Origin of the sequence: Micromonospora sp. WMMA1923 (assembly GCF_049179195.1) — a bacterium.
Classification (GTDB): domain Bacteria; phylum Actinomycetota; class Actinomycetes; order Mycobacteriales; family Micromonosporaceae; genus Micromonospora; species Micromonospora yangpuensis.
The window spans coordinates 481,658-503,763 of record NZ_JBMHLZ010000001.1; the positions used below are offsets into that span (position 1 = coordinate 481,658).

The following is a 22,106-nucleotide window of genomic DNA, read 5'->3' on the forward strand; positions in this document are numbered from 1 at the left end:
CCGAAGGTGTCCGAGGTGTGAAAAGTTTTTGGCCGCGGTGACAACAGGGGGTGACGGCCGGGCAAGGAAGAGTTAGCGTTTCGGTGTCCGGGGTAGGGATGTCCGCATACCCGCCCCGGCGGTGAAAGGAGGCGTAGCCGTACTGACCGGTCGACGCCGAACGGGATCTCCCCGGCTGACGGCTCGACCGGAACTTCGGATCGAACGACCATCCGTACGAGGAGGTCAGATGGACATCGTTGTCAAGGGCCGTAACGTCGAGGTGCCGGACCACTACCGGGTCCACGTCGCCGAGAAACTCGCCAAGATCGAGCGCTACGACCACAAACTCATCCGGGTCGACGTCGAGCTGTTCCACGAGCGCAATCCCCGCCAGGCCGACCACTGCCAGCGGGTCGAGATCACCTGTGTCTCCCGAGGACCGGTGGTACGCGCCGAGGCCTGCACGAACGACTTCTACAGCGCGCTCGACGCGGCCATCGCCAAGCTGGACACCCGGTTCCGCCGGGCCGCCGACCGGCGGCGGGTCCACCGGGGACGGCACGCGCCGATCTCCGTCGCCGCCGCCACCGCGGGACTGCCCGTGGCGGAGCGGGGCGACACCCCGTTGACCGCCGCCGTCGCCGCCCGTAACGGCTCCTCGACCGCCCTCGCCGAACGCGAGGACGAGTCGGAGGACGAGTACGACGACCAGCCCTGGCACATCGCGCGGGAGAAGATCCACCCCGCCGAGCCGATGACCGTCGACGACGCCCTCTTCCAGATGGAACTGGTCGGCCACGACTTCTACCTGTTCCAGGACAAGGAGTCCGGCCGGCCGAGTGTCGTCTACCGGCGACACGCCTACGACTACGGCATCATCTCCCTCGACACGTAGGATCATCCCCGCCACGCGAGTGACCGGGCGGTGCGGTGGACGACCTGCCACCGTGCCGCCCGGGCCGGCTCAGGTCAGCTCCCCCGGCAGCAGCGCGAACGTCAGGTCGTCGAGCCGGCCACCGGCCAGCCCCGGCAGCCGGGCCCGCAGCAGCGCCTCCCGGTGGAAGCCCACCCGCTGCAACACCCGGTGCGAGGCGGTGTTGTCGGGCACCGTACCGGCCCCGATCCGGGCCACTCCGACCGTGTCGAACGCCCAGCGGGCGAGCAGCCGGACCGCCCGGGTGGCGAGGCCGCGGCCCCGGAAGGCGGGGGAGAGCGCGTACCCGATGGTGGCGTGACCGGTGCCGGGCTCGGGGTAGCCGAGCCCGCAGCTGCCGGCGAAGGCCCCCGAGGCGGCGTCGACGATGGCCAACCGGGCGGTCTCGCCTACCAGCCAGGCGCTCTCGGCCAGCCGGCACCGGGTTTCGATGGCCGAGGGCTCGGGTGGCACCGGTGGCGCCTGGTTCGCCACCACCTCCGGGCGGCTGTGCAGGGCGTACATCTCGTCCACGTCGTCCGGGGCGATCCGGCGCAGGAGCACCACGCCGTCGGTGAGCCGGTCGTCGGGCAGGTCGGGCAGGAGCCGGGGGGTCGGTTCGTCGGGGTCGTCGGCCAGGCGTACCCAGGCCAGCAGGTCGCGCCGCCCACCACCGGGTAGCGGCGCGGCGGCCGGGCGTACCCCCTCGGGTCGGAAGCCGGCGGCCAGCGCTACCCGCTGGCTGGCCGTGTTCTCGGCGTCGGTGAGCAGCTCCAGCCGGGCGGTCCCGGCTCCGAAGGCCTGCCGGGCCAGCAGCCGGGTGGCGGCGGTCGCCACGCCGCGCCGGCGGGCCCAGGGCGCCACCCAGTAGCCGATCTCGCCCTGCTGGCGCGCGGGCACCGGGTTGTTCACCCCGACCGCACCGAGCAGCCGGTCGGTCCCGGCGTCCGCGATGGCGTACCCGACCCCGCCGCCGGCCCGGGCCGCCGGAGCGCCCTCGGTGATCCACCAGCGGGCGTCGGCCTCGGTGTACGGCGCGGGCAGGCCGGGCAGCCACCGCCGGATCGACGCATCGGCGCAGGCGGTGGCCAGGTCATCGGTGTCGTCGACCCGGAACTCCCGCAGCCGGACCGGGTCGCCCTCGACGGTGCCCGGGTACCCGCTCACTGCAGGTCCTCGGGGAGCAGCGCGGCGACCAGGCAGTCCACCCGTTGCCCCCGGTGGTTCAACCCGGCCCGGGTGACGCCCTCGACGGTGAACCCGGCCTTCTCGGCGGCCCGCCGGGAGGAGGTGTTGCCGACCAGCGCCCGCCACTCGACGCGGGCCAGGCCCAACGTGGTGAAACCCCAGGCGGCCAGGGCGGTCAGCGCGGCCGGCTGGTACCCCCGTCCCCGGGCGTGCGGCGCGGTCATGAAGCCCACGTCGGCCAGGAGCGGGTCGGCGGCGGACAACCGCAGGCTGACCGAGCCGGCGTACCGGTCGGCCGGGTCGGCGATCACGAAGAGGGCGCTGGTCCCGTCCGCCCAGGCCTGCTGACCGAACCGTCGGTGCGACTCGGCGTCCTCACGGCGGTACGGATCGGGCACCGTGGTCCAGCGGATGGTCTCCGGGTCCCGACAGGTGACCACGACGGCGTGGATGTCGCGCTCCTCCATCGCCCGTAGCCGCAGCTCGCTGCCGTCGACGGTGGCGAAGAGGACCGGCTGGGCCCGGCCGAACACGGCGGCCCGCCGCGCCGGCAGGGTGCCGGGGCCGGCCGGTCCGGTCTCGCCGGGGGCCGGCACCTCGCCGGGCAGCAGCGAGCCGATCCAGCCGTCGCCGGTGCCCCCCGGAGTCGGATCGGCCAGCCGCAGCTGCCCGGAGACCCGGACCCCGGCGCGCAGCGCGACCAGCCGGGAGGCGTGGTTGCCCAGCTCCGCCTGCCAGATCAACCGCCGCAGCCGCAGCTGCGTGAACGCCCAGCGGGCCACCGCCCGCAGGGCCCGGACCGCGACCCCCCGGCCCCGGGCCCAGGGCGCGGTCCAGTACCCCACCTCGGCGGAGCGCAGCCGGTCGTCGATGGCCACCAGCCCACAGGAGCCGAGCAGCTCACCACTTGCCGCGTCGCAGACCGCGAAGGGCGCGCCGGTGCCGCCCTCCCACGCCGCGGGGGCCAGCTCGGTGACGAAGGAGAGCGCGTCGACCAGCCGGTAGGGGCGGGCCACCCCGGACCAGCGCGCAAGGTCCGGGTCCTGGCAGGCGCGGTGCACCGCGTCGGCGTCCCCGGCCCGCCACGGGCGCAGCAGCAGGCCGTCCTCGGCGATCCGCACGGGCTCCATGCGGGCAATCGTGCCGGATCGTTCGCGCTGGGCGTAACCGGATTTCCGGTCGCCGGGCGGCAGGTGCGGGAAATATGTCGGCTTCGGCGCGTTCCAGGGCCGCCACCAGTGACCAACACCCCGACGGAGCGCCTACGATGGGTCGAGACTGTCTAGGGGAGCGTTGATCCGTGTCGATTCTGGAAAAGGTCCTCCGCGCCGGTGAGGGCCGTATGGTGCGCCGGCTCAAGGCCATCGCCGCCGCTGTCAACTCGATCGAGGACGACTACGTCGACCTCACCGACGAGGAGCTGCGCGGCATGACCGACCAGTTCCGGGAGCGGATCGCCGACGGTGAGAGCCTCGACGACCTGCTGCCGGAGGCCTTCGCGGTGGCCCGGGAGGCGGCCGCCCGGGTGCTCGGTCAACGACCGTACGACGTCCAGGTGATGGGCGGCGCGGCGCTGCACTTCGGCAACATCGCCGAGATGAAGACCGGTGAGGGCAAGACCCTGACCTCGGTCATGGCGGTGTACCTCAACGCGCTGTCCGGCAAGGGCGTGCACGTGATCACGGTCAACGACTACCTCGCCCAGCGGGACGCGGCGTGGATGGGTCGGGTGCACGAGTTCCTCGGGCTCACCGTGGGCGTGGTCCTGCCGAACCGCCCCTCCAGCGAGCACCGCGCGGCGTACGAGTGCGACATCACCTACGGCACCAACAACGAGTTCGGCTTCGACTACCTGCGCGACAACATGGCGTGGTCGAAGGAGGAGCTGGTCCAGCGCGGCCACAACTTCGCCGTGGTCGACGAGGTGGACTCGATCCTGATCGACGAGGCCCGGACCCCGCTGATCATCTCCGGTCCGGCCGAGCACTCCGCCCGCTGGTACGGCGAGTTCGCCGGCGTGGTGGCCCGCCTCCAGTCCGGCAAGGACGGCGCGGGGGACTACGAGGTCGACTACGCCAAGCGGACCATCGCGGTCACCGAGCGGGGCGTGGCCAAGGTGGAGGACCGGCTCGGCATCGACAACCTGTACGAGTCGGTGAACACCCCGCTGGTCGGCTACCTCAACAACGCCATCAAGGCCAAGGAGCTGTACAAGCGGGACAAGGACTACATCGTCAGCGACGGCGAGGTCCTGATCGTCGACGAGTTCACCGGCCGGATCCTGCACGGCCGCCGGTACAACGAGGGCATGCACCAGGCGATCGAGGCCAAGGAGGGGGTGGAGATCAAGCAGGAGAACCAGACCCTGGCCACCATCACCCTGCAGAACTACTTCCGCCTCTACTCGAAGCTCTCCGGCATGACCGGTACCGCCCAGACCGAGGCCGGTGAGTTCAACAAGGTCTACAAGGTGGGCGTGGTGACCATCCCCACGCACCGGCCGATGGTCCGCGAGGACCGCGCCGACGTGATCTACAAGACCGAGAAGGCCAAGTTCAACGCGGTCATCGAGGACATCGCCGAGCGACACGTGCAGGGCCAGCCGGTGCTGGTCGGCACGGTCTCGGTGGAGAACTCCGAGATCCTCTCCCAGCTGCTGCGCAAGCGGGGCATCCCGCACTCGGTGCTGAACGCGAAGTTCCACGCCCGGGAGGCGGAGATCGTCGCCCAGGCCGGCCGCAAGGGCGCGGTCACCGTCGCCACCAACATGGCCGGCCGGGGCACCGACATCCTGCTCGGCGGCAACGCCGAGTACCTCGCCGCCAGCGAGCTGCGCCAGCGTGGCCTCGACCCGGAGGAGCAGCCCGAGGAGTACGCCAAGGCGATGGAGGAGGTCCTGCCCACCTGGAAGCAGGCCTGTGACGCCGAGGCGGACGAGGTGGCCGCCGTCGGTGGCCTCTACGTGCTGGGCACCGAGCGGCACGAGTCCCGCCGGATCGACAACCAGCTGCGCGGTCGTTCCGGCCGGCAGGGCGACCCGGGGGAGTCCCGCTTCTACCTGTCGCTGCAGGACGAGCTGATGAAGCGCTTCCGAGCCGGCGCGGTCGAGGCGGTGATGGAGCGCTTCAACATCCCCGAGGACGTGCCCATCGAGTCGAAGATGGTCACCCGCCAGATCAAGAGCGCGCAGGCCCAGATCGAGGGCCAGAACGCCGAGATCCGCAAGAACGTCCTCAAGTACGACGAGGTGATGAACAAGCAGCGCCAGGTGATCTACGCCGAGCGGCTGCGGGTGCTCAACGGCGAGGACCTCTCCGACCAGGTCCGCAACATGATCAACGACACCATCGAGGCGTACGTGCGGGGGGCCACCGCCGACGGGTACGCCGAGGACTGGGACCTGGAGCAGCTCTGGACCAGCCTGAAGCAGCTCTACCCGGTGGGCGTGACCATCGAGGACCTGGAGGAGGAGGCCGGCGGCTCCCGGGCCGGGCTCGACGGCGACTTCCTGGTCGCCCGGCTCAAGGAGGACGCCAACGCCGCGTACGACCGGCGGGAGGCCGACCTCGGCGAGGAGGGTGCCCGCCAGTTGGAGCGGATGGTGCTGCTCCAGGTCATCGACCGCAAGTGGCGTGAGCACCTCTACGAGATGGACTACCTCCAGGAGGGCATCAGCCTGCGTGCCTACGCCCAGCGCGACCCGGTCGTGGAGTACCAGCGCGAGGGCTTCGACATGTTCGCCACCATGATGGAGGGCATCAAGGAGGAGACGGTCGGCTTCCTCTACAACCTGGAGGTCCAGGTCACCGAGCCCGAGCCGGCGGCCGAGGAGGTCAAGCTCCTGGAGAAGCCGGTCGAGATCAAGGCCAAGGGCCTGGGTCGGGCACCCCAGCAGCAGGGCCTGCAGTACTCCGCACCCACCATCGACGGTGAGGCCGGTGCCGGTGCGGTGGTCGTCGAGCGGCCCGAGGAGGAGGCCCCGGCGCTGGGCATCGGCCGGTCCAGCTCGTCCGGTGGCGCGCAGTCCGGGTCGCCCCGTCCCGGCGCGCAGTCGGGCCCGGGATCACCGCGTCCCGCCGCCCAGGACAACGGCCAGCAGCGCCCGCCCGCCGCCCTGCGTGGCCCGGCGGTGGCGTCGAACGTGGCCCGGCGGAACGCGCCGGGCCAGGCGGAGGCCGCCGGCGGACCGTCCCGTAACGCGCCCTGCCCGTGCGGGTCGGGTCGCAAGTACAAGCGCTGCCACGGATCGCCCAACGGCGGCGCCTGAGCCGCCAGCACGCTCCTGACCGGCGACCCCGGCATCCCCACGCTCGTGGTGGATGCCGGGGTCTCGGCTTGTCGGGGCGTCGTGGCTCAGCCCCCGGCTAGAGCACCTGGATGGTGGTGCAGAGCCAGCTGCCCCGCCGGTGCTCCAGGCGCAGCGCCATCGCCCAGGAGCGGCCGGTGGGGGTGCCGAGGACGGCGGCCACCTCCACCGCCCCGGCCCTCGGCTCGCAGACCCGTAGCCGACGCAGCCGTACCGTCGGCCGGGTCGACCGGCGGCGTACCGGGCCGGACCGGGCGGCCCCCCGGGCCAACTGCTCGGTCACCTCGGCGACGGCGTCCGGAGCGGCCAGCGGTCGGATCTGCCCCGGCGGACGGTAGCCGTTGAGGATCTCCAGGCAGGTGGTCACGAACCGGTGGGCGGCCCGACCGGCCTCCGGGCTGGTGCCGCCGCCGGGCAGCCGGGGCCCGGTAGTGGGTGGCCGCTGCTCGGGACGGGTCGGCGTGGGCCGGGGATCCCGCTGTCGGGTGTTCGGCCGGCCAGGGTGGGCCCGGGCCGGGTCGAAGAGGTCGAGCGCGAGCTGAAGGCTGGGCGGCCGGGGCCAGAGATCGGCCGGGTCGTCGGTGAAGGGCGGGTCGAGCGGCGGGACCGGGCGTAGCCGGAACGGTGGACGCGCCGACGTGGGACGGCGAGTGTCGACCATCGCGAACCCTTCGTTTGGTTTCGTTTGCCTCCGATTGCCTTCAGTCTCCGGCACGACAGTGTCCATCGTCAATGGTGGGACGACTACTCGGGGTCACGTTCGGCGAGTGGGTTCTCCCGTACCCACTCGGCGGTCTCGGTGTACTTGAGCTGGATGTACTCCTCCAGCCGGGCCCGCTCCACCCGCCACTGTCCCCGGCCGCCGATCTTGATTGCGGGCAGTTCGCCGCTGCGCACCATGTGGTAGACCTGCGAGTCCGACACGTTCAGCTCGGCGGCCACGTCGGAGAGCAGCAGGAACCTGGGCTCCACCGGCACCCCCAAGGCTCGACTACGTTTGCCTAAGCTTGCCACCGATCGCCTCGTCGCCCCGCCCGCCCCGCACGGCGGTCGCGGGTAGCCACGTTCGTGGCCCGACGGCCCGACGGCTCGGCGAGGTCGCGACGTCCTCGTTCCCGCCTGGCGCTCGGGGTGGCATGATCGGCGCTCGGGGTCGGCTTGGTCCGACGCGACAGTACGGGTCGGCTTAGGCCGACACGCGACAGTGTGAGGTCGGCTTAGGCCGACACGCGACAGTGTGGGGTCGGCGTGGCCGGCTTGCGACAGTGCGGGGTCGGCAGGGGCCGGCTCGGGTGACGACGGGGGTGGCCGGTGCGCGACGAGCTGATCCGGGTGTACGTGCCGGCGACCGTGCCGATGCTCGCGCGGTTGCGGTCCGAGGGGCTCACCGTGGCCGGGACGGTGCATGCGGTGACCCCCGCCCTGCGGGAGTGGTACGCCGAGGGCGACGAGGAGGAGCTGGAGTACGTCGCCTTCACCCGGGCTGCCCAGGATGCGCTGCCGCTGCTGGGGTCGGACCCGTCCGCGCCACGCCGTCGGGTGGTGGTCTCGGTCGACCTGCCGGCCGCGCAGGTCGGACGGGGTGACCTTGAGCTGGGGTCCAGCATCGTGGCGCTGAACGGCCCCCTGCCGGTGACCGCGGTCGCCGCCCTGCACGTCGACGGTGCCGAGGCGGTCGCCGACGTGACGGCTGCCGTCGAGGCGGTCGACGCGGCACTGGCCGGCGACCCGGACGCCCAGTTCACCGTCGACGGCGTCGAGGACCACGAGCTGGAGTGGTACGCCGTCAGCGAGCTGGACCTGCTGCTGCACGCCGTGGCCTGACCGCCCGCCCCCTGCCCCGCCCTCCGCCTGCCCCGCCCTCCGCCTGACCAGCCCGCCCCCTGCCCCGCCCTCCGCCGGGCTGCCGCAGGGGTGAGAAGGGCTCCCCGCTATACCGAAAGCGTTAACAGGGGGCCCTTCCTTACTCGTTGTCGGTGGGGGGTGGGGTCAGGGTGCGGCCGAAGGCGATGAGCGAGACCAGGGCGCCGACGAAGAGCACCCAGATCCCGTTGTCGATCCGCGAGGTGCCGAGCGAGGTCTGCGCCACCGCGTCCGCGTCGCTCAACGCGCTGGCCAGGTCGAGCAGGGAACGACCACCGATCCGGAGGATCACCTCGGCGGTGAGCAGGAGCAGCCCGGGTCCCGCCCCGGCCAGCAGGTACGCCGGCCAGCGCAGGTCGGCCGCGTCCGGATCACGGCGGGCAGCGTGCCGGCGGGCCCAGCGCAGGTACCCGAAGGCGAGCAGGCCGGCGAGCAGGCTGGCGAGCAGCGACTCGGTGCGCGACACCCAGTTCGCCGCGCTCACCAGGGCCTCCTGGCTGCCGCCGTCCCCGCCGTACAGGTCGAACAGGGGGCTCCGGGCGCGGCTGAACGCCACCACGAAGAGCAGGACGCCCAGCCCCGACAGCACGGCGGCACCGACCACCGGGGCGGTCCGGGCGGCGGCCACCGCGCCGCCGATGATCGCCGCCGCCGCGGCGGTGCCGGCGATGACGTTTGTCGTCGCGGTGTCGAGGTAGGCCAGGTTGATCGCCGTCGCGGTGGCCACCCCGACCAGCAGGCCGGTGCCGACCGCGACGAGGAAGCGCAGGGTGGCCCGGTCGGCCGTCCGCCGGGCGAGCAGGTTCGTCGCCGCGAGGGCGACCGCGGCCCCGGCGACCAGCGCCGCCGAGATCACCCCGGGCAGCGCGAAGGCGGAGAGACTGATCGCGGTCGACCCGGCCTCGGCCGAGCCGATCGCGGCCCGGGTCGACCAGAGCATCGCCGCCAGCCACGCGATGCCCAGCACCTCCAGCAGCGCGGCACCCGGGGCGGGTAGCCGCCGGGACGGGGCGTCCGCCGCGGGCTCCTGACCGGCGGTCGGCTGGTCCTCGGCGGTGGTGCGGCCGGGATCGTTGCTCATCGTCTTCCCTTTCGACGGCCGTCCGGCCGGGCCTGAGCGGGTCACCAGCCGTCCAGCGTACGCGTGCCGCCCCCCGGACCTGCGGCCCGCGCTCCCGGCCGGTGGCGCGCAGGTCGGGTCGGCTGCCGGGCGTGGAACAATCGCCGGAGGTCCCGCCGCCGCGACCGGCGTACCCCCGTGCGCGGAATCCGGCATCCGGTCATCCGACCGGCCCGCCGGCGGGGCCGATGGCCACCGCCGCCGCGAGCACCCAGGAGCTGTGATGGACGCCGTGTTCCACGTACCCGCGCCGCACAACGAGCCGGTACGCACCTACGAGCCGGGGAGCCCGGAGCGGGAGCGGCTGCGACAACGGCTGACCGAGCTGGCCGCCGAGCAGATCGAGCTGCCGATGACCGTCGCCGGTGAGCAGCGGATGGCCGGCGGCGAGCGGATCGACGTGGTGCAGCCGCACCGGCACGCGCACGTGCTCGGGGTGACCGCGCACGCCACCCACGACGACGCCCGGACGGCGGTCCGGGCGGCCAAGGAGGCCGCACCGATGTGGCGGGCGCTGCCCTTCGAGGAGCGGGCCGCGATCTTCCTGCGCGCCGCCGAGCTGCTCGCCGGCCCCTGGCGGGACACGCTCAACGCGGCGACGATGCTCGGTCAGTCCAAGACGGTGGTCCAGGCCGAGATCGACGCGGCCTGCGAGTTGATCGACTTCCTCCGGTTCAACGTGGGCTTCGGCCGGGAGTTGCTGGAACAGCAGCCGAACTCCTCGGCCGGGGTGTGGAACCGGTTCGACCACCGTCCGCTGGAGGGTTTCGTCTACGCGGTAACCCCGTTCAACTTCACCGCGATCGCCGGCAACCTGCCGTCGGCTCCGGCCCTGATGGGCAACACCGTGGTCTGGAAGCCGTCGCCGACCCAGCAGTTCGCGGCCCATTTCACCATGCGGTTGTTCGAGGCGGCCGGCCTGCCGCCGGGCGTGCTCAACATGGTCACCGGTCGGGGCGAGGAGGTCTCGGACGTGGTGCTGGCCGACCCGGACCTGGCCGGCATCCACTTCACCGGCTCCACGAAGGTCTTCCAGCAGCTCTGGCGCGGTGTCGGGGAGAACATCGCCGGCTACCGGGGGTACCCCCGGTTGGTGGGTGAGACCGGCGGCAAGGACTTCGTGGTCGCCCACCCCAGCGCCGACGTGGACGCGCTGCACACCGCGCTGATCCGGGGGGCCTACGAGTACCAGGGGCAGAAGTGCTCCGCGGCGTCCCGGGCGTACGTGCCGCGTTCGCTCTGGGACGGTGGCCTGGCCGACCGGCTGGCGGCCACCGCGGACTCGTTGACATACGGCGACGTGACCGATTTCGGCAACTTCGGTGGCGCGGTGATCGACGCCAGGGCGTTCGCCCGACACACCGCCGCCCTGGAGTTGATCTCCAGCGACGACAGTTGCCGGGTCCTCGCCGGTGGGACCGCCGACGACTCGGTGGGCTACTTCGTCCGGCCGACGCTCTTCGAGTGCTCCGACGCCGCGCACGAGACCTTCACCACCGAGTACTTCGGTCCGATCCTCGGCGTGCACGTCTTCGACGACGCCCGCTTCGACGAGGTGGTCGACCAGGCCGAGTCGGTCGCGCCGTACGCGCTCACCGGGTCGATCTTCGCGACCGACCGTCGGGTGGTCGACTCCGTGGCCGAGCGGATGCGGTACGCGGCCGGCAACTTCTACGTCAACGACAAGCCGACCGGTGCGGTGGTCGGGCAGCAGCCCTTCGGTGGCGCGAGGGCCAGCGGCACCAACGACAAGGCCGGCTCCTGGCACAACCTGGTCCGCTGGACGTCCCCACGGACGATCAAGGAGACCTTCGTGCCGCCCACCGACCACACCTATCCGCACATGCGCTGACGGGCCGGCTCCGGCCCCCGGGTGTCCCCTGCGGAGGGGCTCCGGGGGTCGGGCGGAGCACCCCGCGGCGCTTTCCGGTGTCCCCTACGGAGAGGTTCCGGACCCGGATCGGACGATCCGGCCGCACCCGCAGTCAGGGTGACAGACTGTGATCTCGCGCACCGGAACCCGAACTGTCGCGCGCCGACAGTGCACATAGGAAGTCCTAGCGGGTGGCGAAATGGTGAAATCCTGGACGCCGGGACCGCAAAGTGGCAGCGTAATGGGCATGGCGGAATCCGGAGTCAACCCCACGGCGGCAGCTCTGCTCGGGCTGCTCCACGCGGGACCAATGACAGGCGGCCAACTGATGGCCGCCGCTGAGCGCCGACTGGCGCCGTACTGGTCGATGACGCGTAGTCAGGTCTACCGCGAGTTGCCGGTGCTGGCCGAGCGGGGTTTCGTACGTCTGGGCAAGCCCGGTCCACGGATGAGCCAGCCGTACGCGATCACTGCGGCCGGAAAACGGACATTTTCTCGCTGGTTGGCGGAAAATCCCGGGAAGGACACTGTCCGTAACCCCGTGGCACTGCGGATCGCCTTCGGCGACCTGCACTCGGCGAGCCAGCTGCGCAACCTCTACGCCTCGGCCAACGAGTACCACACCGAGGCGCTGGCGGCGGTCCGGGAGCAGGTGAAGAACGCCAAGAAGGAGGGCGAGACGTACGACGCCAGCGCGCTGGAGTTCGCCGTCGCCTACCACAAGGCCGCGCTGTCCTGGCTCAAAAGCGCCCCGGTCGGCTGACCGGGCCGCAGGCAGTACGCTTAGCTGTCGTGACCGCTGCCGATTACGCCGAACAGCTCAAGGAACTCGACGCGACCCTGCGCAACATCGAGGCCGTGCTCAACCTCGACCGGTTGCAGGAGGACAAGGCCCGGCTGGAGCAGGAGGCCTCCGCGCCGGACCTCTGGGACGACCAGGCCAAGGCGCAGCAGGTGACCACCCAGTTGTCGTACGTCAACGGGGAGATCAGCAAGCTGGGCAGCCTGCGCTCCCGGCTCGACGACGCGCGCGTCCTGCTGGAGCTGGCCGAGGCGGAGGACGACTCCGGGGTGCTCACCGAGGTCGAGGGTGAGATCACCGGCCTGACCAAGGCCATCCAGGAGATGGAGGTCCGCACCCTGCTCTCCGGTGAGTACGACTCCCGGGAGGCGCTGGTGGCCATCCGGGCCGGCGCCGGCGGGGTGGACGCGGCGGACTTCGCCGAGATGCTGCTGCGGATGTACCTGCGCTGGGCCGAGCGGCACGGCTACCCGACCGAGGTCTACGAGACCTCGTACGCCGAGGAGGCGGGGTTGAAGTCGGCCACCTTCGCGGTCAAGGTGCCGTACGCGTTCGGCACCCTCAGTGTCGAGTCGGGCACCCACCGGCTGGTCCGGATCAGCCCCTTCGACAACCAGGGGCGCCGGCAGACCAGCTTCGCCGGGGTGGAGGTGCTGCCGGTCACCGAGCAGACCGACCACATCGACATCCCCGAGAACGAGATGCGGGTGGACGTGTACCGCTCGTCCGGGCCGGGTGGCCAGTCGGTCAACACCACCGACTCGGCGGTACGGCTCACCCACATCCCGACCGGCATCGTGGTGACCTGCCAGAACGAGAAGTCCCAGCTGCAGAACAAGGCCTCCGCGCTGCGGGTGCTGCAGGCCCGGCTGCTGGAGCGCAAGCGGCAGGAGGAGCAGGCCAAGCTGGAGGGTCTGAAGACCGACGCCGCCGGCTCCTGGGGCGACCAGATGCGCTCGTACGTCCTGCACCCGTATCAGATGGTGAAGGATCTGCGTACCGAGCAGGAGACCGGCAATCCGAGCGCGGTCTTCGACGGTGAGCTGGACAGCTTCATCGAGGCCGGCATCCGGTGGCGCAAGCAGCGGCAGCTCGCCGGCGACAGCGCGTGACGGGTCGCGGGCGCTGCGCTTCTTCGATCTCCCGCTGACCGGGTATTTGGATGACTCGGCTCGCATCACCGGGGCGTAGCGCTTGGCGTTCCGATTACAGGGCGTAGACTCACCACCCGTGATTCAGCTTGAGCAAGTGACGAAGACGTACCCGAAGGCGTCCCGGCCTTCGCTCGACAACGTGTCCGTCTCGATCGAGAAGGGCGAGTTCGTCTTCTTCATCGGTCCCTCCGGCTCCGGCAAGTCGACCATCATCAAGTTGTTGCTGCACGAGGTCGCCCCGAACAAGGGGCGGGTCGTGGTCAACAGCAAGGACGTCACGTCGCTGCGGTCCTGGAAGCGTCCCCACTTCCGGCGGTCCATCGGCTGTGTCTTCCAGGACTTCCGGCTGCTGCCGAACCGCACCGCGTACGAGAACGTGGCCTTCGCCCTGGAGGTCATCGGCAAGACCAAGGCGGTCGCCCGCCGGGTCGTGCCGGAGGTGCTGGAGCTGGTCGGGCTGGGCGGCAAGGAGCACCGGTACCCGCACGAGCTCTCCGGTGGTGAGCAGCAGCGGGTGGCGGTGGCCCGGGCGTTCGTGAACCGACCGCTGATCCTGCTGGCCGACGAGCCGACCGGGAACCTCGACCCGGACACGTCCATCGAGATCATGCGCCTGCTGGACCGGATCAACCGCACCGGTACGACCGTCGTGATGGTGACGCACGACTCCAACATCGTGAACCAGATGCGCCGTCGGGTGATCGAGATCGAGAGCGGCCAGATCGTGCGCGACCAGGCCCGCGGCGTCTACGGGTGAACCGGCGCCCCACCCCTGCGAAGTCTGACGACGAACACCTCATGCCGGAGACCCGGAGGATCCCCCGATGCGCGTGAAATACGTCCTGTCCGAGGTACTGGTCGGGCTGTGGCGCAACGTGACCATGACCATCGCGATGATCATCACGATGGCGGTGTCGTTGACCATGCTCGGCGTCAGCGGCCTGGTCTACACCAAGGTCGCCGACATGAAGGACCTCTACTTCGAGAACGTCGAGGTCTCGATCTTCCTGACGCCCGAGGTCACCGAGGAACAGCGGGCCACGCTGGACACCCAGCTCAAGAGCGACCCACTGGTCCGGGAAGCCATCTACGTCGACAAGAACGAGGCGTACGAGCGCTTCAAGGACATGTACCGGGACGCTCCCGACCTGGTCTCCGCGGTGAAGCCGGACCAGCTGCCCGAGTCGTACCGGCTGCGGTTGGTCGACCCGGAGCAGTACAAGCAGATCGCCGACCAGTACACGTCCACCGAGGGGGTCGACCAGATCGTCGACCAGAGCCGGGTGCTCGACAAGATCTTCAACCTCTTCACCGCCGGGCAGAACGTCGCCCTGGTCGCCGCGATCGCGATGGCGATCGCCGCGCTCCTGCTGGTCGCGAACACCATCCAGGTGGCGGCGTACAGCAAGCGCCGGGAGGTGGCGGTGATGAAGCTGGTAGGTGCGTCGAACTGGTTCATCCAGGCCCCCTTCGTGCTGGAGGCGGTCGTCGCCGGCCTGATCGGCTCGGTGCTCGGCCTCGGCGCGCTGGTCGCGCTGAAGCGCTTCCTCTTCGACGGGGCGCTGAGCAGCCTGCAGGGCCTCTTCTCGCCGGTCAGCTGGGGTGAGATCTTCCTGACCTTCCCGCTGATGGCGGCGGTCGGCGGGCTGGTCAGCGCGATCACCGCCTGGGTCACCCTCCGCTTCTACCTGCGGGTCTAGTTACGGTACGGCGTCCGCACGCGGCTTGACGAGCCCTCCCGCACCGGAACAAAACGGTGCGGGAGGGCCGTTGTCGTTCGGGTAGCATGATCCCCGCCCGGCGGCCGGTCCGTCGGGTCGGAAGCTCGGGGTCGGAAGCTCGGAAGGGGGTGGCCCGATGCCACGGGAGAAGGGGCGCAAGGTCGTCGCCTCCAACCGGAAGGCGCGGCACGACTACTCGATCCTCGACACGTACGAGGCGGGGATGGCCCTGACCGGCACCGAGGTCAAGTCGCTTCGTGCCGGTCGCGCCTCGCTGGTGGACGCGTTCGCCCAGGAGCGCAGCGGGGAGCTGTACCTGCACGGGATGCACATCCCGGAGTACACCCAGGGCACCTGGACCAACCACGAGCCGCGTCGGACCCGCAAGCTGCTGCTCAAGCGGTTGGAGATCGACCGGCTGATCGGCAAGACCCGCGAGGGCGGGTTGACCATGGTGCCGTTGCAGGTCTACTTCTCCGACGGTTGGGCCAAGGTGGAGATCGCCCTGGCCAAGGGCAAGAAGTCGTACGACAAGCGGCAGGACCTGGCCAAGCGGGACGCGGACCGGGAGATCGCCCGGGTCGCCGGCCGGCGTGGCAAGGGAATGTCTGAGTAGTTTGCCCGGTTTGTCCCAGCGGGCCACTCCGGGCCGGGGCTCGGGGATGAAAGCTGTTGCCCGAGGCGTTAGTCTTGGGTGGTGCTGCCGATCCGGCAGCCCGTCGAGGGGGTGACTGGTTTCGACTTCGTGCGTTGCGGCAGGGGAAGCGAGCCGAGGAAGCCGACGTCGTCTCGATAATCGGTCGTCGGAAAACAATAAGCGCCAAGCAAAATCGCGCTGACTTCGCTCTCGCCGCCTGAGGCGAGTAGCAAGTCTGTCGGCCTGGGATCGCCTTCGACCCAGTTAGCCGGCATCAGCTAGGAGGCTGGCCAAGCGGACCCGGTCGCGGGGTCCGTGCGGCGAGATCAATCAGCGACTGGGCCCGTCACACCGACTCGCTCGCGTGATCGGAGGGGCCGAGTAGAGGCATAGCGAGCTGCGCTCGGAGAAGCCCTGACAAGGCGGCGAAGGACCCGGGTTCGATTCCCGGCACCTCCACCACCACCCGAGGCGCCCCGGTCCACCAGGACCGGGGCGCCTCGTCGTGTCGCCCCGCCGCCCCGCCGCCCCGCCGCCCCGCCGCCCCGCCGCCCCGCCGCCCCGCCGCCTCCGCCGCCCCGCCGCCTCCGCCGCCCCGCCGCCTCCGCGGCAGGAGCAGGCTTCGCGGTCACAGCAGGGTCGGGATGTCGGTGCTGATCGGGACCGGGAGAATCGTGGGGCGGTCGGCGAGCAGGCCGGTGGCCAGGGCGTCACCGAGCTGGTCGGGGTCGTCGACCACGGTGGCGGCGCACCCGTAGCCCCGGGCCAGCGCGGTGAGGTCCAGGCCGGGCAGGTCCAGCCCGGGCACCCCAGGGGTCTCCTTCAACGCGGCGAAGGCCTTCAGGATGGCGTACTGCTGGTTGACCGGGACCACCACGACCAGGGGCAGCCGGAGTCGGGCGGCGGTCCACAGGGACTGGACCGAGTAGTGGAAGGAGCCGTCGCCGATCACCGCGACCACCGGGCGGCGCCGGCCCGTGTCGCGTTCGGCCAGGGCGATGCCGACCGCCGCCGGCAGGCCGAAGCCGAGGCCGCCGCTGGCCATCGTGAAGTACGACCCGGGCCGCCGGATCCAGAGCTGGCGGCGCAGCGCGGCCAGGTTGGAGGGTGACTCCTGCACCAGAACCCCGTCGGCGGGCCAGTGCCGGGCCAGCGCGGCGAAGAGCGCGTCGGCGGAGAGCGGGACGCCGGCCGGCGGTGTCTCCGGCGCGGGTCGGGGTGGCGGGTCGGGCCGGTCGGCGGAGGGCAGCAACTCCACCAGCGCGTCGAGGGTCAGTCCGGCGTCGCCGAGCAGGCTGTCGCCGACCGGAGCGCGGGCCGCCTCGGCGGGGTCGTCGGTGACGTGCAGCAGCCGGGTGCCGTCGGGCAGGTGGTCGCCGGGCACGTGGGGGTAGTACCGGAACACCGGCGCGCCGACGACCAGCACGGTGTCGTGGCCCCGTAGGGCCTCGGCGAGCGGCGCGATCGCGTACGGCAGGACGCCCCGGAAGTACGGGTGGTCCTCCGGGAAGCTGGCCCGCTCCGCGGCCGGTGCCGACCAGACCGGTACCCGCAGTTTCTCCGCCAACGCCACCGCCGCCGGCCACGCCAGGGCCCGGTCCACCGCCGCCCCGAGCACCAGCACGGGCGTGCGGCTGGCCGCCAGGATCTCGGCGAAGTCCCGCAGCCGTCGGGGGTCGGGGGCGTACCGGGTGGCGACGGCACGTACCGGTGGTGGCGGGTCGGCCGGCTGGTGCCAGTCGTCCAGTGGCAGGGAGAGGAAGACCGGGCCGGCCGGGGGTTGCACCGCGGTGGCGTACGCCCGCATCACCGCCGCCGGGATGTCCTGGGCGCGTACCGGTTCGTGGCTCCACTTCACGTACGGCTGGACCAGCTCGGTGGCGCGGGGGCTGGCCAGCCGGGGCTCCAACAGCAGCATCTCCCGACTCTGCTGGCCGGCGGTGACCAGCAGCGGGGTGCGGTTGTGCCAGGCGGTGACCAGGTTGCCCATCCCGTTACCGGTGCCCGGGGCGGTGTGCAGGTTGACGTGCGCGGGTCCCTGGGTGGCCTGGGCGTAGCCGTCGGCCATCGCCACCGCCGAGGCCTCCTGGAGGGCCAGCACGTAGTGGAAGTCGGCGGGGAAGTCCTGCAGGAAGGGTTCCTCGGTGGAGCCGGGGTTGCCGAAGACGGTGGTCAGGCCGAGTTCCCGCAGCAGGTCGTAGGTCGTGTCGCGGACCGTGGCCATCGTCACCCGCCTCCTGTCTGCGCCGCCACCTCAGCCGAATCTATCCGGATAAGTCTCGCAAAAGGCGCTTTTGGCTCGTGTCCCGTACTCCTTGATCTTGTTGATCACCGCCGGCCGGACCTTAGCCAGCGCGGGAAGGGCAAGCTATGGTGCCAGGCATGGCGTTGACAGCGCGGAGGACCCGGGTGGACGGTGCGCCCCCGGCACGGCGATCGCCGTCCGGAATCGGGGCGGCCGGAGGTGGCCCGCGACGCCGGGGTGGCCAGGTGGCAGCGCGGTTGACCGATGGTTGACATGCAGGGAGAGGGGCAGGCGATCGGCGGTCGTGCGATGGAGTCGATGGCCGGCCGGCTGCTGGTGGCGACCCCTGCGCTCAAGGATCCGAACTTCGACCGGACCGTGGTGATGCTGGTGGCGCACGAGCCGGGCGGGGCGCTCGGCGTGGTGCTCAACCGGGCCACCGAGGTGCCGGTCGCGGACGTGCTCGGCGCCTGGAGCGACCTGGCCCGGCATCCGGCGGTGCTCTTCGAGGGCGGCCCGGTCCAGCCCGACTCGGCGATCTGCCTGGCCCGCCTGCGTAACCCGGTACGCCGGCTGCGCGGCTTCCACCAGGTCGCCGGGGCGATCGGCACGATCGACCTGTCGGTCGACCCCGACCGGCTCCGGGAGAACGTCGCCGGGATCCGGGTCTTCGCCGGTTACTCCGGCTGGGGCGCGGGCCAGCTGGAGCAGGAGATCGAGGAGGGCTCCTGGTTCGTGCTGGACGCCCTGCCCGGGGACGCCTTCGTCGACCGGCCGGACGACCTCTGGCCGATGGTGCTACGCCGGCAGGGCGGGATGATGGCCGCCGTCGCCCACTTCCCGCCGGACGTGGCGTTGAACTGATCCGGGGGGCACCCCCGCGTTTCGACCGCGGCGGTCGGGATGTGTATAGTTTCGCCAGTGCCCGGGCGACCGGGACAGCAGCAGGGGGCCGTGGCGCAGCTGGTAGCGCACCACACTGGCAGTGTGGGGGTCAGGGGTTCGAGTCCCCTCGGCTCCACCCCGAGCAGCAACTCAGCGGCCTGGTCGAGCAATTCCGACCAGGCCGCTGATTCGTTTCCGTCCCGGCGTGGTACTCCGTTCACCCGGGGTGTCACCGTCAGTTGTCGCAGCCCGGGTGGCCTCCGAAACGCGTGATAGGTTTCGCCGATGGGTCAGCCATCCTCCGGCAGCAGCGTGGTAACCGGGCACGTCGATCGGGTCGCCGACTACTACGACGCCAACACCCGGCGCTTTCTGCGCTTCGGCGAGTCGACCGAGGCGATCCATCGCGGAGTGTGGCTGCCGGGAGTGGCGAATGCGGCCGAGGCCGGGGACACGGTCAACCGGCTGGTGGTCGAACGCCTGAGTGACCACGTGCCGGTGCCCGAGGGGCGGGTGCTCGATCTGGGTTGTGGTGTCGGCGCGACGGTGGTGCGTATCGCCCGGACGATCGACGCCCGGGTGGCCGGTGTGACGATCAGCCGGGTGCAGGCCGAGATCGCCGAGCGGCGGTTGGCGGCCGAAGGCCTGACCGAGCGGTGCCACATTGTCCGTGGTGACTTCGCCGAGCTTCCCCCTGAGCCGCGTTACCACGCCATGGTCGCCATCGAGTCCATGGTGCATTCACCGTCGTTGGCCGAGCTGATCCCGACGTTGGCCGAGCGCCTGGAGCCGGGCGGCCGGTTGGTCCTGTGCGACGACTGGATGACCGACAAGGATCGCGGACTGCCGGCCCGTGAACGGTGCCTGGACCAGTTCCGTGCCGGCTGGCGGGTCGGCAGCCTGCACAGCGTCTCCGAGTTGACCGAGATGGGCCAGCGCGCCGGGTTGCGCCTGTTGGAGAACGTGGATCTCACCGCACACCTGCGCCTGGGCCGGCCCCGGGACCGGGTGATCGACGTGGTCGTGGGGGCCACCGGTGCCCTGCCCCGGGTGCGTGACCGCCTGGTCGAGACGCCGTTCTGGGCCAACATGATCGGCGGCTCGGCGTTGCAGGCCGGACTGTCCCGGCGCTGGATCGAGTACCGCCTGTTGGTCCTCGAACGCACAGTCAAGTGAGTGTTCTGCGTCACACATTGAACTGTTGGGAATCCAGAGTCCTTTTAGCCCGTTCTCGGGTCGGATTCCCGTTGCGATGAACCGATCCGGGCGCCGGGTGCCCTTCGTCGCCGCTCGCCTGGTGCTACGTATCGGGTGGGGATCTGTACGCAGAGTGCTGGTTGTGGGCCCCGGGGTGGGCTGCGGACGCCCGTCCGGCTTTCGTCATCCGGCCGAATTTTGCGCCGCTCACTACCCTGTTCGATGATCCCGAGCGTGGGCACCAGTCGAGAGCGATAAGGGCAGCAGATGAGTGACAGTTACCCTCCGTACGGAGGGCAGCCGGACCCGAACGCCACCCCGTGGAGCGGGCCCCCGGCCCAGCAGAGCGGCTACCCCGCCTACGGACATCCAGGTCAAGGTCAGCCCGCTCACCTGGGCGCTCCGTTCCCGCCGCCACCGCAGAAGTCGAACAAGGGCCTGATCATCGGGCTCTCGATCGGTGCCGCGGTCATCCTGCTCCTCGCGCTCTGTGGTGCCGGCATCGCGTTCGCCCTGGCCGGCGGCGACGACGAGCCGGATCCGATCGCCTCGCAGAGCACCCCCGCCGAGGGCGGGGGCGAGAGCCCGCAGCCGGGTGGCGAGAACACCCCCGGCCCGCAGGAGTCCACCCCGCAGGAGGCGCCGCCGAACAACAACGCGGTGACCGCCCGCTACTCCAGTGACTTCTCCTCGGTCTGCGACGGCAGCCCGATCCTGAACGCCGCCACCTACACCAGCGGCGGCTCCGGGGCCAAGGCGTACACCTTCTCGAACAACCCCGAGCGGCTGACCACCTGGTCGACCCGGTCGGTCAGCTCCAGCAAGAGCTACTACGCCCGGTCGACCGAGTTCGAGTCGGTCTCCGTGGTCGGCTGCCTGAAGTTCGTCGAGGGCAGCGAGGGTGAGCCCAGGAAGTGCGACTACAAGGACAGCGACGACAAGCCGGTCTCGGTCTCCTACATCTCGTCGCGGTACACGCTCACCTTCCACGCGGCCAAGACCGCCGAGAAGATCGGCGACGGCGGCACGGTGAACGCCCCGGCCAACCGTTGCCCGAGCTTCATCTCGTACAACCGGACCACCATGAAGGCGTACGCGGCGCCGGACGCCGGCAGCATCGAGGCCGCCCTGGACAAGTTCCTGTCCTGAGGCAGCGCACCACCGGCAGGCTGAGCAGACACCAGCAGGCTGAGCAGGCACCAGCAGGACGAGCGGTACCGGCCGGGCCGGGGCGGGGAGACCGCCCCGGCCCGGCCGCGTTCGTCGTGCCGGTCCCTCGATAGGCTCGGGCCGACCAGCGGGCCCCGACCGGGTGGGTCGCGTGACGAGGAGGCTGGCCGGCACCGTGGCGCGGACGTTGAGGATCACCACCCGGAACGCCACCTTCCAGCAGTGGCAGGCGCTGCTGACCAACCGCACCAAGCGGCAGCGGGCCGGTGAGTTCCTGGTCCAGGGGGTACGGCCGATCTCGCTGGCGGTCCGGCACGGTTGGCCGGTGCGTACCCTGCTCTGCCCGGACCGGGTGGCACTGTCCCGGTGGGCCGGTGACCTGTTGGACACCGTCGACGCCACCCGGGCGGTGCTGGCTCCGGAGCTGCTGCGTGAGCTGGGCGGCAAGGACGAGGACGCACCGGAGCTGCTCGCGGTGGTCGAGCTGCCCGCCGACCGGCTGGACCGGATCCCGACCGGCCCGGACCCGCTGGTGCTGGCCTTCGACCGGCCCACCACGCCGGGCAACATCGGCACCATGGTCCGCTCGGCCGACGCGTTCGGCGCGGCCGGGGTGATCGTCACCGGGCACGCCGCCGACCCGTACGACCCGAAGGCGGTCCGGGCCAGCACCGGCTCGCTCTTCGCCGTACCGGTGGTCCGGGTGCCGAGCCACCGGGAGGCGCTGGAGTGGGTGGCCTCGGCGCGTACCGCCGGGGTCGAGGTGACCGTGGTCGGCACCGACGAGTCCGGCGACGTCGACATCGCCGGAGCGGACCTGACCGGCCCCACGCTCGTCGCCGTCGGCAACGAGACGCACGGCCTCAGCGCGGCCTGGCGACAGTCCTGCGACCGGATGGTACGGATCCCGATCAGCGGCTCGGCGAGCTCGCTGAACGCGGCGACCGCGGCGACGGTGGCCCTGTACGAGGCGACCCGGCAACGCGCCGCACGCCGCTGAGTCGCACCTCTTGAAGGAAACGTCCGTCCACTGACAAACCCCCCGACCGT

At 71.3% G+C, this 22,106-nt stretch carries 19 protein-coding genes, 1 tRNA gene and 1 other RNA gene; 15 read left to right on the forward strand and 6 right to left on the reverse strand.

Features of this window, described 5'->3' with window-relative positions; all coding sequences use genetic code 11:
- Positions 1-229: 229 nt before the first annotated feature.
- Positions 230-877, forward strand: a complete 648-nt coding sequence (gene hpf, locus ACN28G_RS02230; RefSeq protein WP_421478267.1) for a ribosome hibernation-promoting factor, HPF/YfiA family — start codon at positions 230-232, stop codon at positions 875-877.
- Between the two features lie 69 nt (positions 878-946).
- On the opposite strand, the gene ACN28G_RS02235 is transcribed toward hpf, so the two are convergent.
- Both ACN28G_RS02235 and ACN28G_RS02240 read right to left on the reverse strand, forming a co-directional pair.
- Positions 947-2,062, reverse strand: a complete 1,116-nt coding sequence (locus tag ACN28G_RS02235; protein ID WP_421478268.1) for a GNAT family N-acetyltransferase — start codon at positions 2,060-2,062, stop codon at positions 947-949.
- Complete coding sequence (locus tag ACN28G_RS02240; RefSeq protein ID WP_421478269.1) at positions 2,059-3,213, reverse strand: GNAT family N-acetyltransferase; 1,155 nt, start codon at positions 3,211-3,213, stop codon at positions 2,059-2,061. The genes ACN28G_RS02235 and ACN28G_RS02240 overlap by 4 nt, the downstream gene beginning before the upstream one ends.
- Positions 3,214-3,383: 170 nt before the next feature.
- Here ACN28G_RS02240 and secA point away from each other — a divergent pair, with 170 nt between their 5' ends.
- Entirely contained in the window at positions 3,384-6,350 is a 2,967-nt protein-coding gene (gene secA, locus ACN28G_RS02245) for a preprotein translocase subunit SecA (RefSeq protein WP_091434949.1), read from the forward strand.
- Between the two features lie 97 nt (positions 6,351-6,447).
- Here the strand turns inward: secA and ACN28G_RS02250 are convergent, their stop codons facing one another.
- Both ACN28G_RS02250 and ACN28G_RS02255 read right to left on the reverse strand, forming a co-directional pair.
- Positions 6,448-7,050: an Rv3235 family protein gene (locus ACN28G_RS02250; RefSeq protein ID WP_421478270.1), complete on the reverse strand. Its 603-nt coding sequence runs from the start codon at positions 7,048-7,050 to the stop codon at positions 6,448-6,450.
- 83 nt (positions 7,051-7,133) lie between these two features.
- Entirely contained in the window at positions 7,134-7,361 is a 228-nt protein-coding gene (locus ACN28G_RS02255) for a helix-turn-helix domain-containing protein (RefSeq protein WP_091446012.1), read from the reverse strand.
- Positions 7,362-7,700: 339 nt separating this feature from the next.
- Between ACN28G_RS02255 and ACN28G_RS02260 the strand changes: the two genes are divergently transcribed.
- Positions 7,701-8,213 (forward strand): DUF6912 family protein, encoded by a 513-nt coding sequence (locus ACN28G_RS02260; protein WP_421478271.1) that lies wholly within the window; start codon positions 7,701-7,703, stop codon positions 8,211-8,213.
- 139 nt (positions 8,214-8,352) lie between these two features.
- On the opposite strand, the gene ACN28G_RS02265 is transcribed toward ACN28G_RS02260, so the two are convergent.
- Positions 8,353-9,333, reverse strand: a complete 981-nt coding sequence (locus ACN28G_RS02265) for a hypothetical protein (RefSeq protein ID WP_421478272.1) — start codon at positions 9,331-9,333, stop codon at positions 8,353-8,355.
- A gap of 262 nt (positions 9,334-9,595) precedes the next feature.
- Here ACN28G_RS02265 and pruA point away from each other — a divergent pair, with 262 nt between their 5' ends.
- The 7 genes from pruA to ssrA all read left to right on the forward strand — a co-directional run bounded on the left by pruA (position 9,596) and on the right by ssrA (position 16,021).
- A complete protein-coding gene (gene pruA / locus ACN28G_RS02270) occupies positions 9,596-11,224 on the forward strand; it encodes an L-glutamate gamma-semialdehyde dehydrogenase (RefSeq protein WP_421478273.1) in 1,629 nt (542 codons plus the stop codon).
- Positions 11,225-11,492: 268 nt separating this feature from the next.
- Positions 11,493-12,008, forward strand: coding sequence for a helix-turn-helix transcriptional regulator (locus tag ACN28G_RS02275; RefSeq protein WP_091446014.1), 516 nt, complete (start codon positions 11,493-11,495; stop codon positions 12,006-12,008).
- A gap of 29 nt (positions 12,009-12,037) precedes the next feature.
- A complete protein-coding gene (gene prfB, locus ACN28G_RS02280) occupies positions 12,038-13,159 on the forward strand; it encodes a peptide chain release factor 2 (RefSeq protein WP_091434959.1) in 1,122 nt (373 codons plus the stop codon).
- A 118-nt stretch (positions 13,160-13,277) separates the two neighbouring features.
- Complete coding sequence (ftsE, locus tag ACN28G_RS02285; protein WP_091434961.1) at positions 13,278-13,958, forward strand: cell division ATP-binding protein FtsE; 681 nt, start codon at positions 13,278-13,280, stop codon at positions 13,956-13,958.
- Positions 13,959-14,025: 67 nt separating this feature from the next.
- Positions 14,026-14,901, forward strand: coding sequence for a permease-like cell division protein FtsX (gene ftsX, locus ACN28G_RS02290; protein ID WP_091434963.1), 876 nt, complete (start codon positions 14,026-14,028; stop codon positions 14,899-14,901).
- Positions 14,902-15,058: 157 nt separating this feature from the next.
- A complete protein-coding gene (gene smpB / locus ACN28G_RS02295; RefSeq protein ID WP_091434964.1) occupies positions 15,059-15,538 on the forward strand; it encodes an SsrA-binding protein SmpB in 480 nt (159 codons plus the stop codon).
- 107 nt (positions 15,539-15,645) lie between these two features.
- Positions 15,646-16,021, forward strand: a transfer-messenger RNA (tmRNA) gene (gene ssrA, locus ACN28G_RS02300).
- 166 nt (positions 16,022-16,187) lie between these two features.
- On the opposite strand, the gene mdlC is transcribed toward ssrA, so the two are convergent.
- Complete coding sequence (gene mdlC, locus ACN28G_RS02305; RefSeq protein ID WP_421480846.1) at positions 16,188-17,783, reverse strand: benzoylformate decarboxylase; 1,596 nt, start codon at positions 17,781-17,783, stop codon at positions 16,188-16,190.
- Positions 17,784-18,077: 294 nt separating this feature from the next.
- Here mdlC and ACN28G_RS02310 point away from each other — a divergent pair, with 294 nt between their 5' ends.
- The 5 genes from ACN28G_RS02310 to ACN28G_RS02330 all read left to right on the forward strand — a co-directional run bounded on the left by ACN28G_RS02310 (position 18,078) and on the right by ACN28G_RS02330 (position 22,056).
- On the forward strand, positions 18,078-18,668 hold the full coding sequence (locus tag ACN28G_RS02310; protein ID WP_091434968.1) for a YqgE/AlgH family protein: 591 nt from the start codon (positions 18,078-18,080) through the stop codon (positions 18,666-18,668).
- Positions 18,669-18,752: 84 nt separating this feature from the next.
- Positions 18,753-18,825, forward strand: a tRNA-Ala gene (locus ACN28G_RS02315).
- A 149-nt stretch (positions 18,826-18,974) separates the two neighbouring features.
- The gene (locus ACN28G_RS02320; protein WP_091434970.1) at positions 18,975-19,865 is read left to right on the forward strand and encodes an SAM-dependent methyltransferase; all 891 of its coding nucleotides are present in this window, start codon (positions 18,975-18,977) and stop codon (positions 19,863-19,865) included.
- Positions 19,866-20,153: 288 nt separating this feature from the next.
- Positions 20,154-21,035, forward strand: a complete 882-nt coding sequence (locus ACN28G_RS02325; protein ID WP_091434972.1) for a hypothetical protein — start codon at positions 20,154-20,156, stop codon at positions 21,033-21,035.
- Between the two features lie 196 nt (positions 21,036-21,231).
- Positions 21,232-22,056 carry a TrmH family RNA methyltransferase gene (locus ACN28G_RS02330; protein WP_091446016.1) on the forward strand — a complete coding sequence of 275 codons (825 nt, stop codon included), beginning with the start codon at positions 21,232-21,234 and terminating at the stop codon, positions 22,054-22,056.
- The last annotated feature ends 50 nt before the right edge of the window (positions 22,057-22,106 follow it).

Excerpts from the sequence above, each read along its gene's own strand:
- ACN28G_RS02240 (WP_421478269.1), bottom strand. The coding sequence starts at position 3,213 with ATGGAGCCCGTGCGGATCGCCGAGGACGGCCTGCTGCTGCGCCCGTGG.
- smpB (WP_091434964.1), top strand. The coding sequence starts at position 15,059 with ATGCCACGGGAGAAGGGGCGCAAGGTCGTCGCCTCCAACCGGAAGGCG.
- hpf (WP_421478267.1), top strand. The coding sequence starts at position 230 with ATGGACATCGTTGTCAAGGGCCGTAACGTCGAGGTGCCGGACCACTAC.
- ACN28G_RS02325 (WP_091434972.1), top strand. The coding sequence starts at position 20,154 with ATGAGTGACAGTTACCCTCCGTACGGAGGGCAGCCGGACCCGAACGCC.
- ACN28G_RS02275 (WP_091446014.1), top strand. The coding sequence starts at position 11,493 with ATGGCGGAATCCGGAGTCAACCCCACGGCGGCAGCTCTGCTCGGGCTG.
- ACN28G_RS02265 (WP_421478272.1), bottom strand. The coding sequence starts at position 9,333 with ATGAGCAACGATCCCGGCCGCACCACCGCCGAGGACCAGCCGACCGCC.
- ACN28G_RS02250 (WP_421478270.1), bottom strand. The coding sequence starts at position 7,050 with ATGGTCGACACTCGCCGTCCCACGTCGGCGCGTCCACCGTTCCGGCTA.
- ACN28G_RS02320 (WP_091434970.1), top strand. The coding sequence starts at position 18,975 with ATGGGTCAGCCATCCTCCGGCAGCAGCGTGGTAACCGGGCACGTCGAT.
- ftsX (WP_091434963.1), top strand. The coding sequence starts at position 14,026 with ATGCGCGTGAAATACGTCCTGTCCGAGGTACTGGTCGGGCTGTGGCGC.
- ACN28G_RS02310 (WP_091434968.1), top strand. The coding sequence starts at position 18,078 with ATGCAGGGAGAGGGGCAGGCGATCGGCGGTCGTGCGATGGAGTCGATG.
- mdlC (WP_421480846.1), bottom strand. The coding sequence starts at position 17,783 with ATGGCCACGGTCCGCGACACGACCTACGACCTGCTGCGGGAACTCGGC.
- pruA (WP_421478273.1), top strand. The coding sequence starts at position 9,596 with ATGGACGCCGTGTTCCACGTACCCGCGCCGCACAACGAGCCGGTACGC.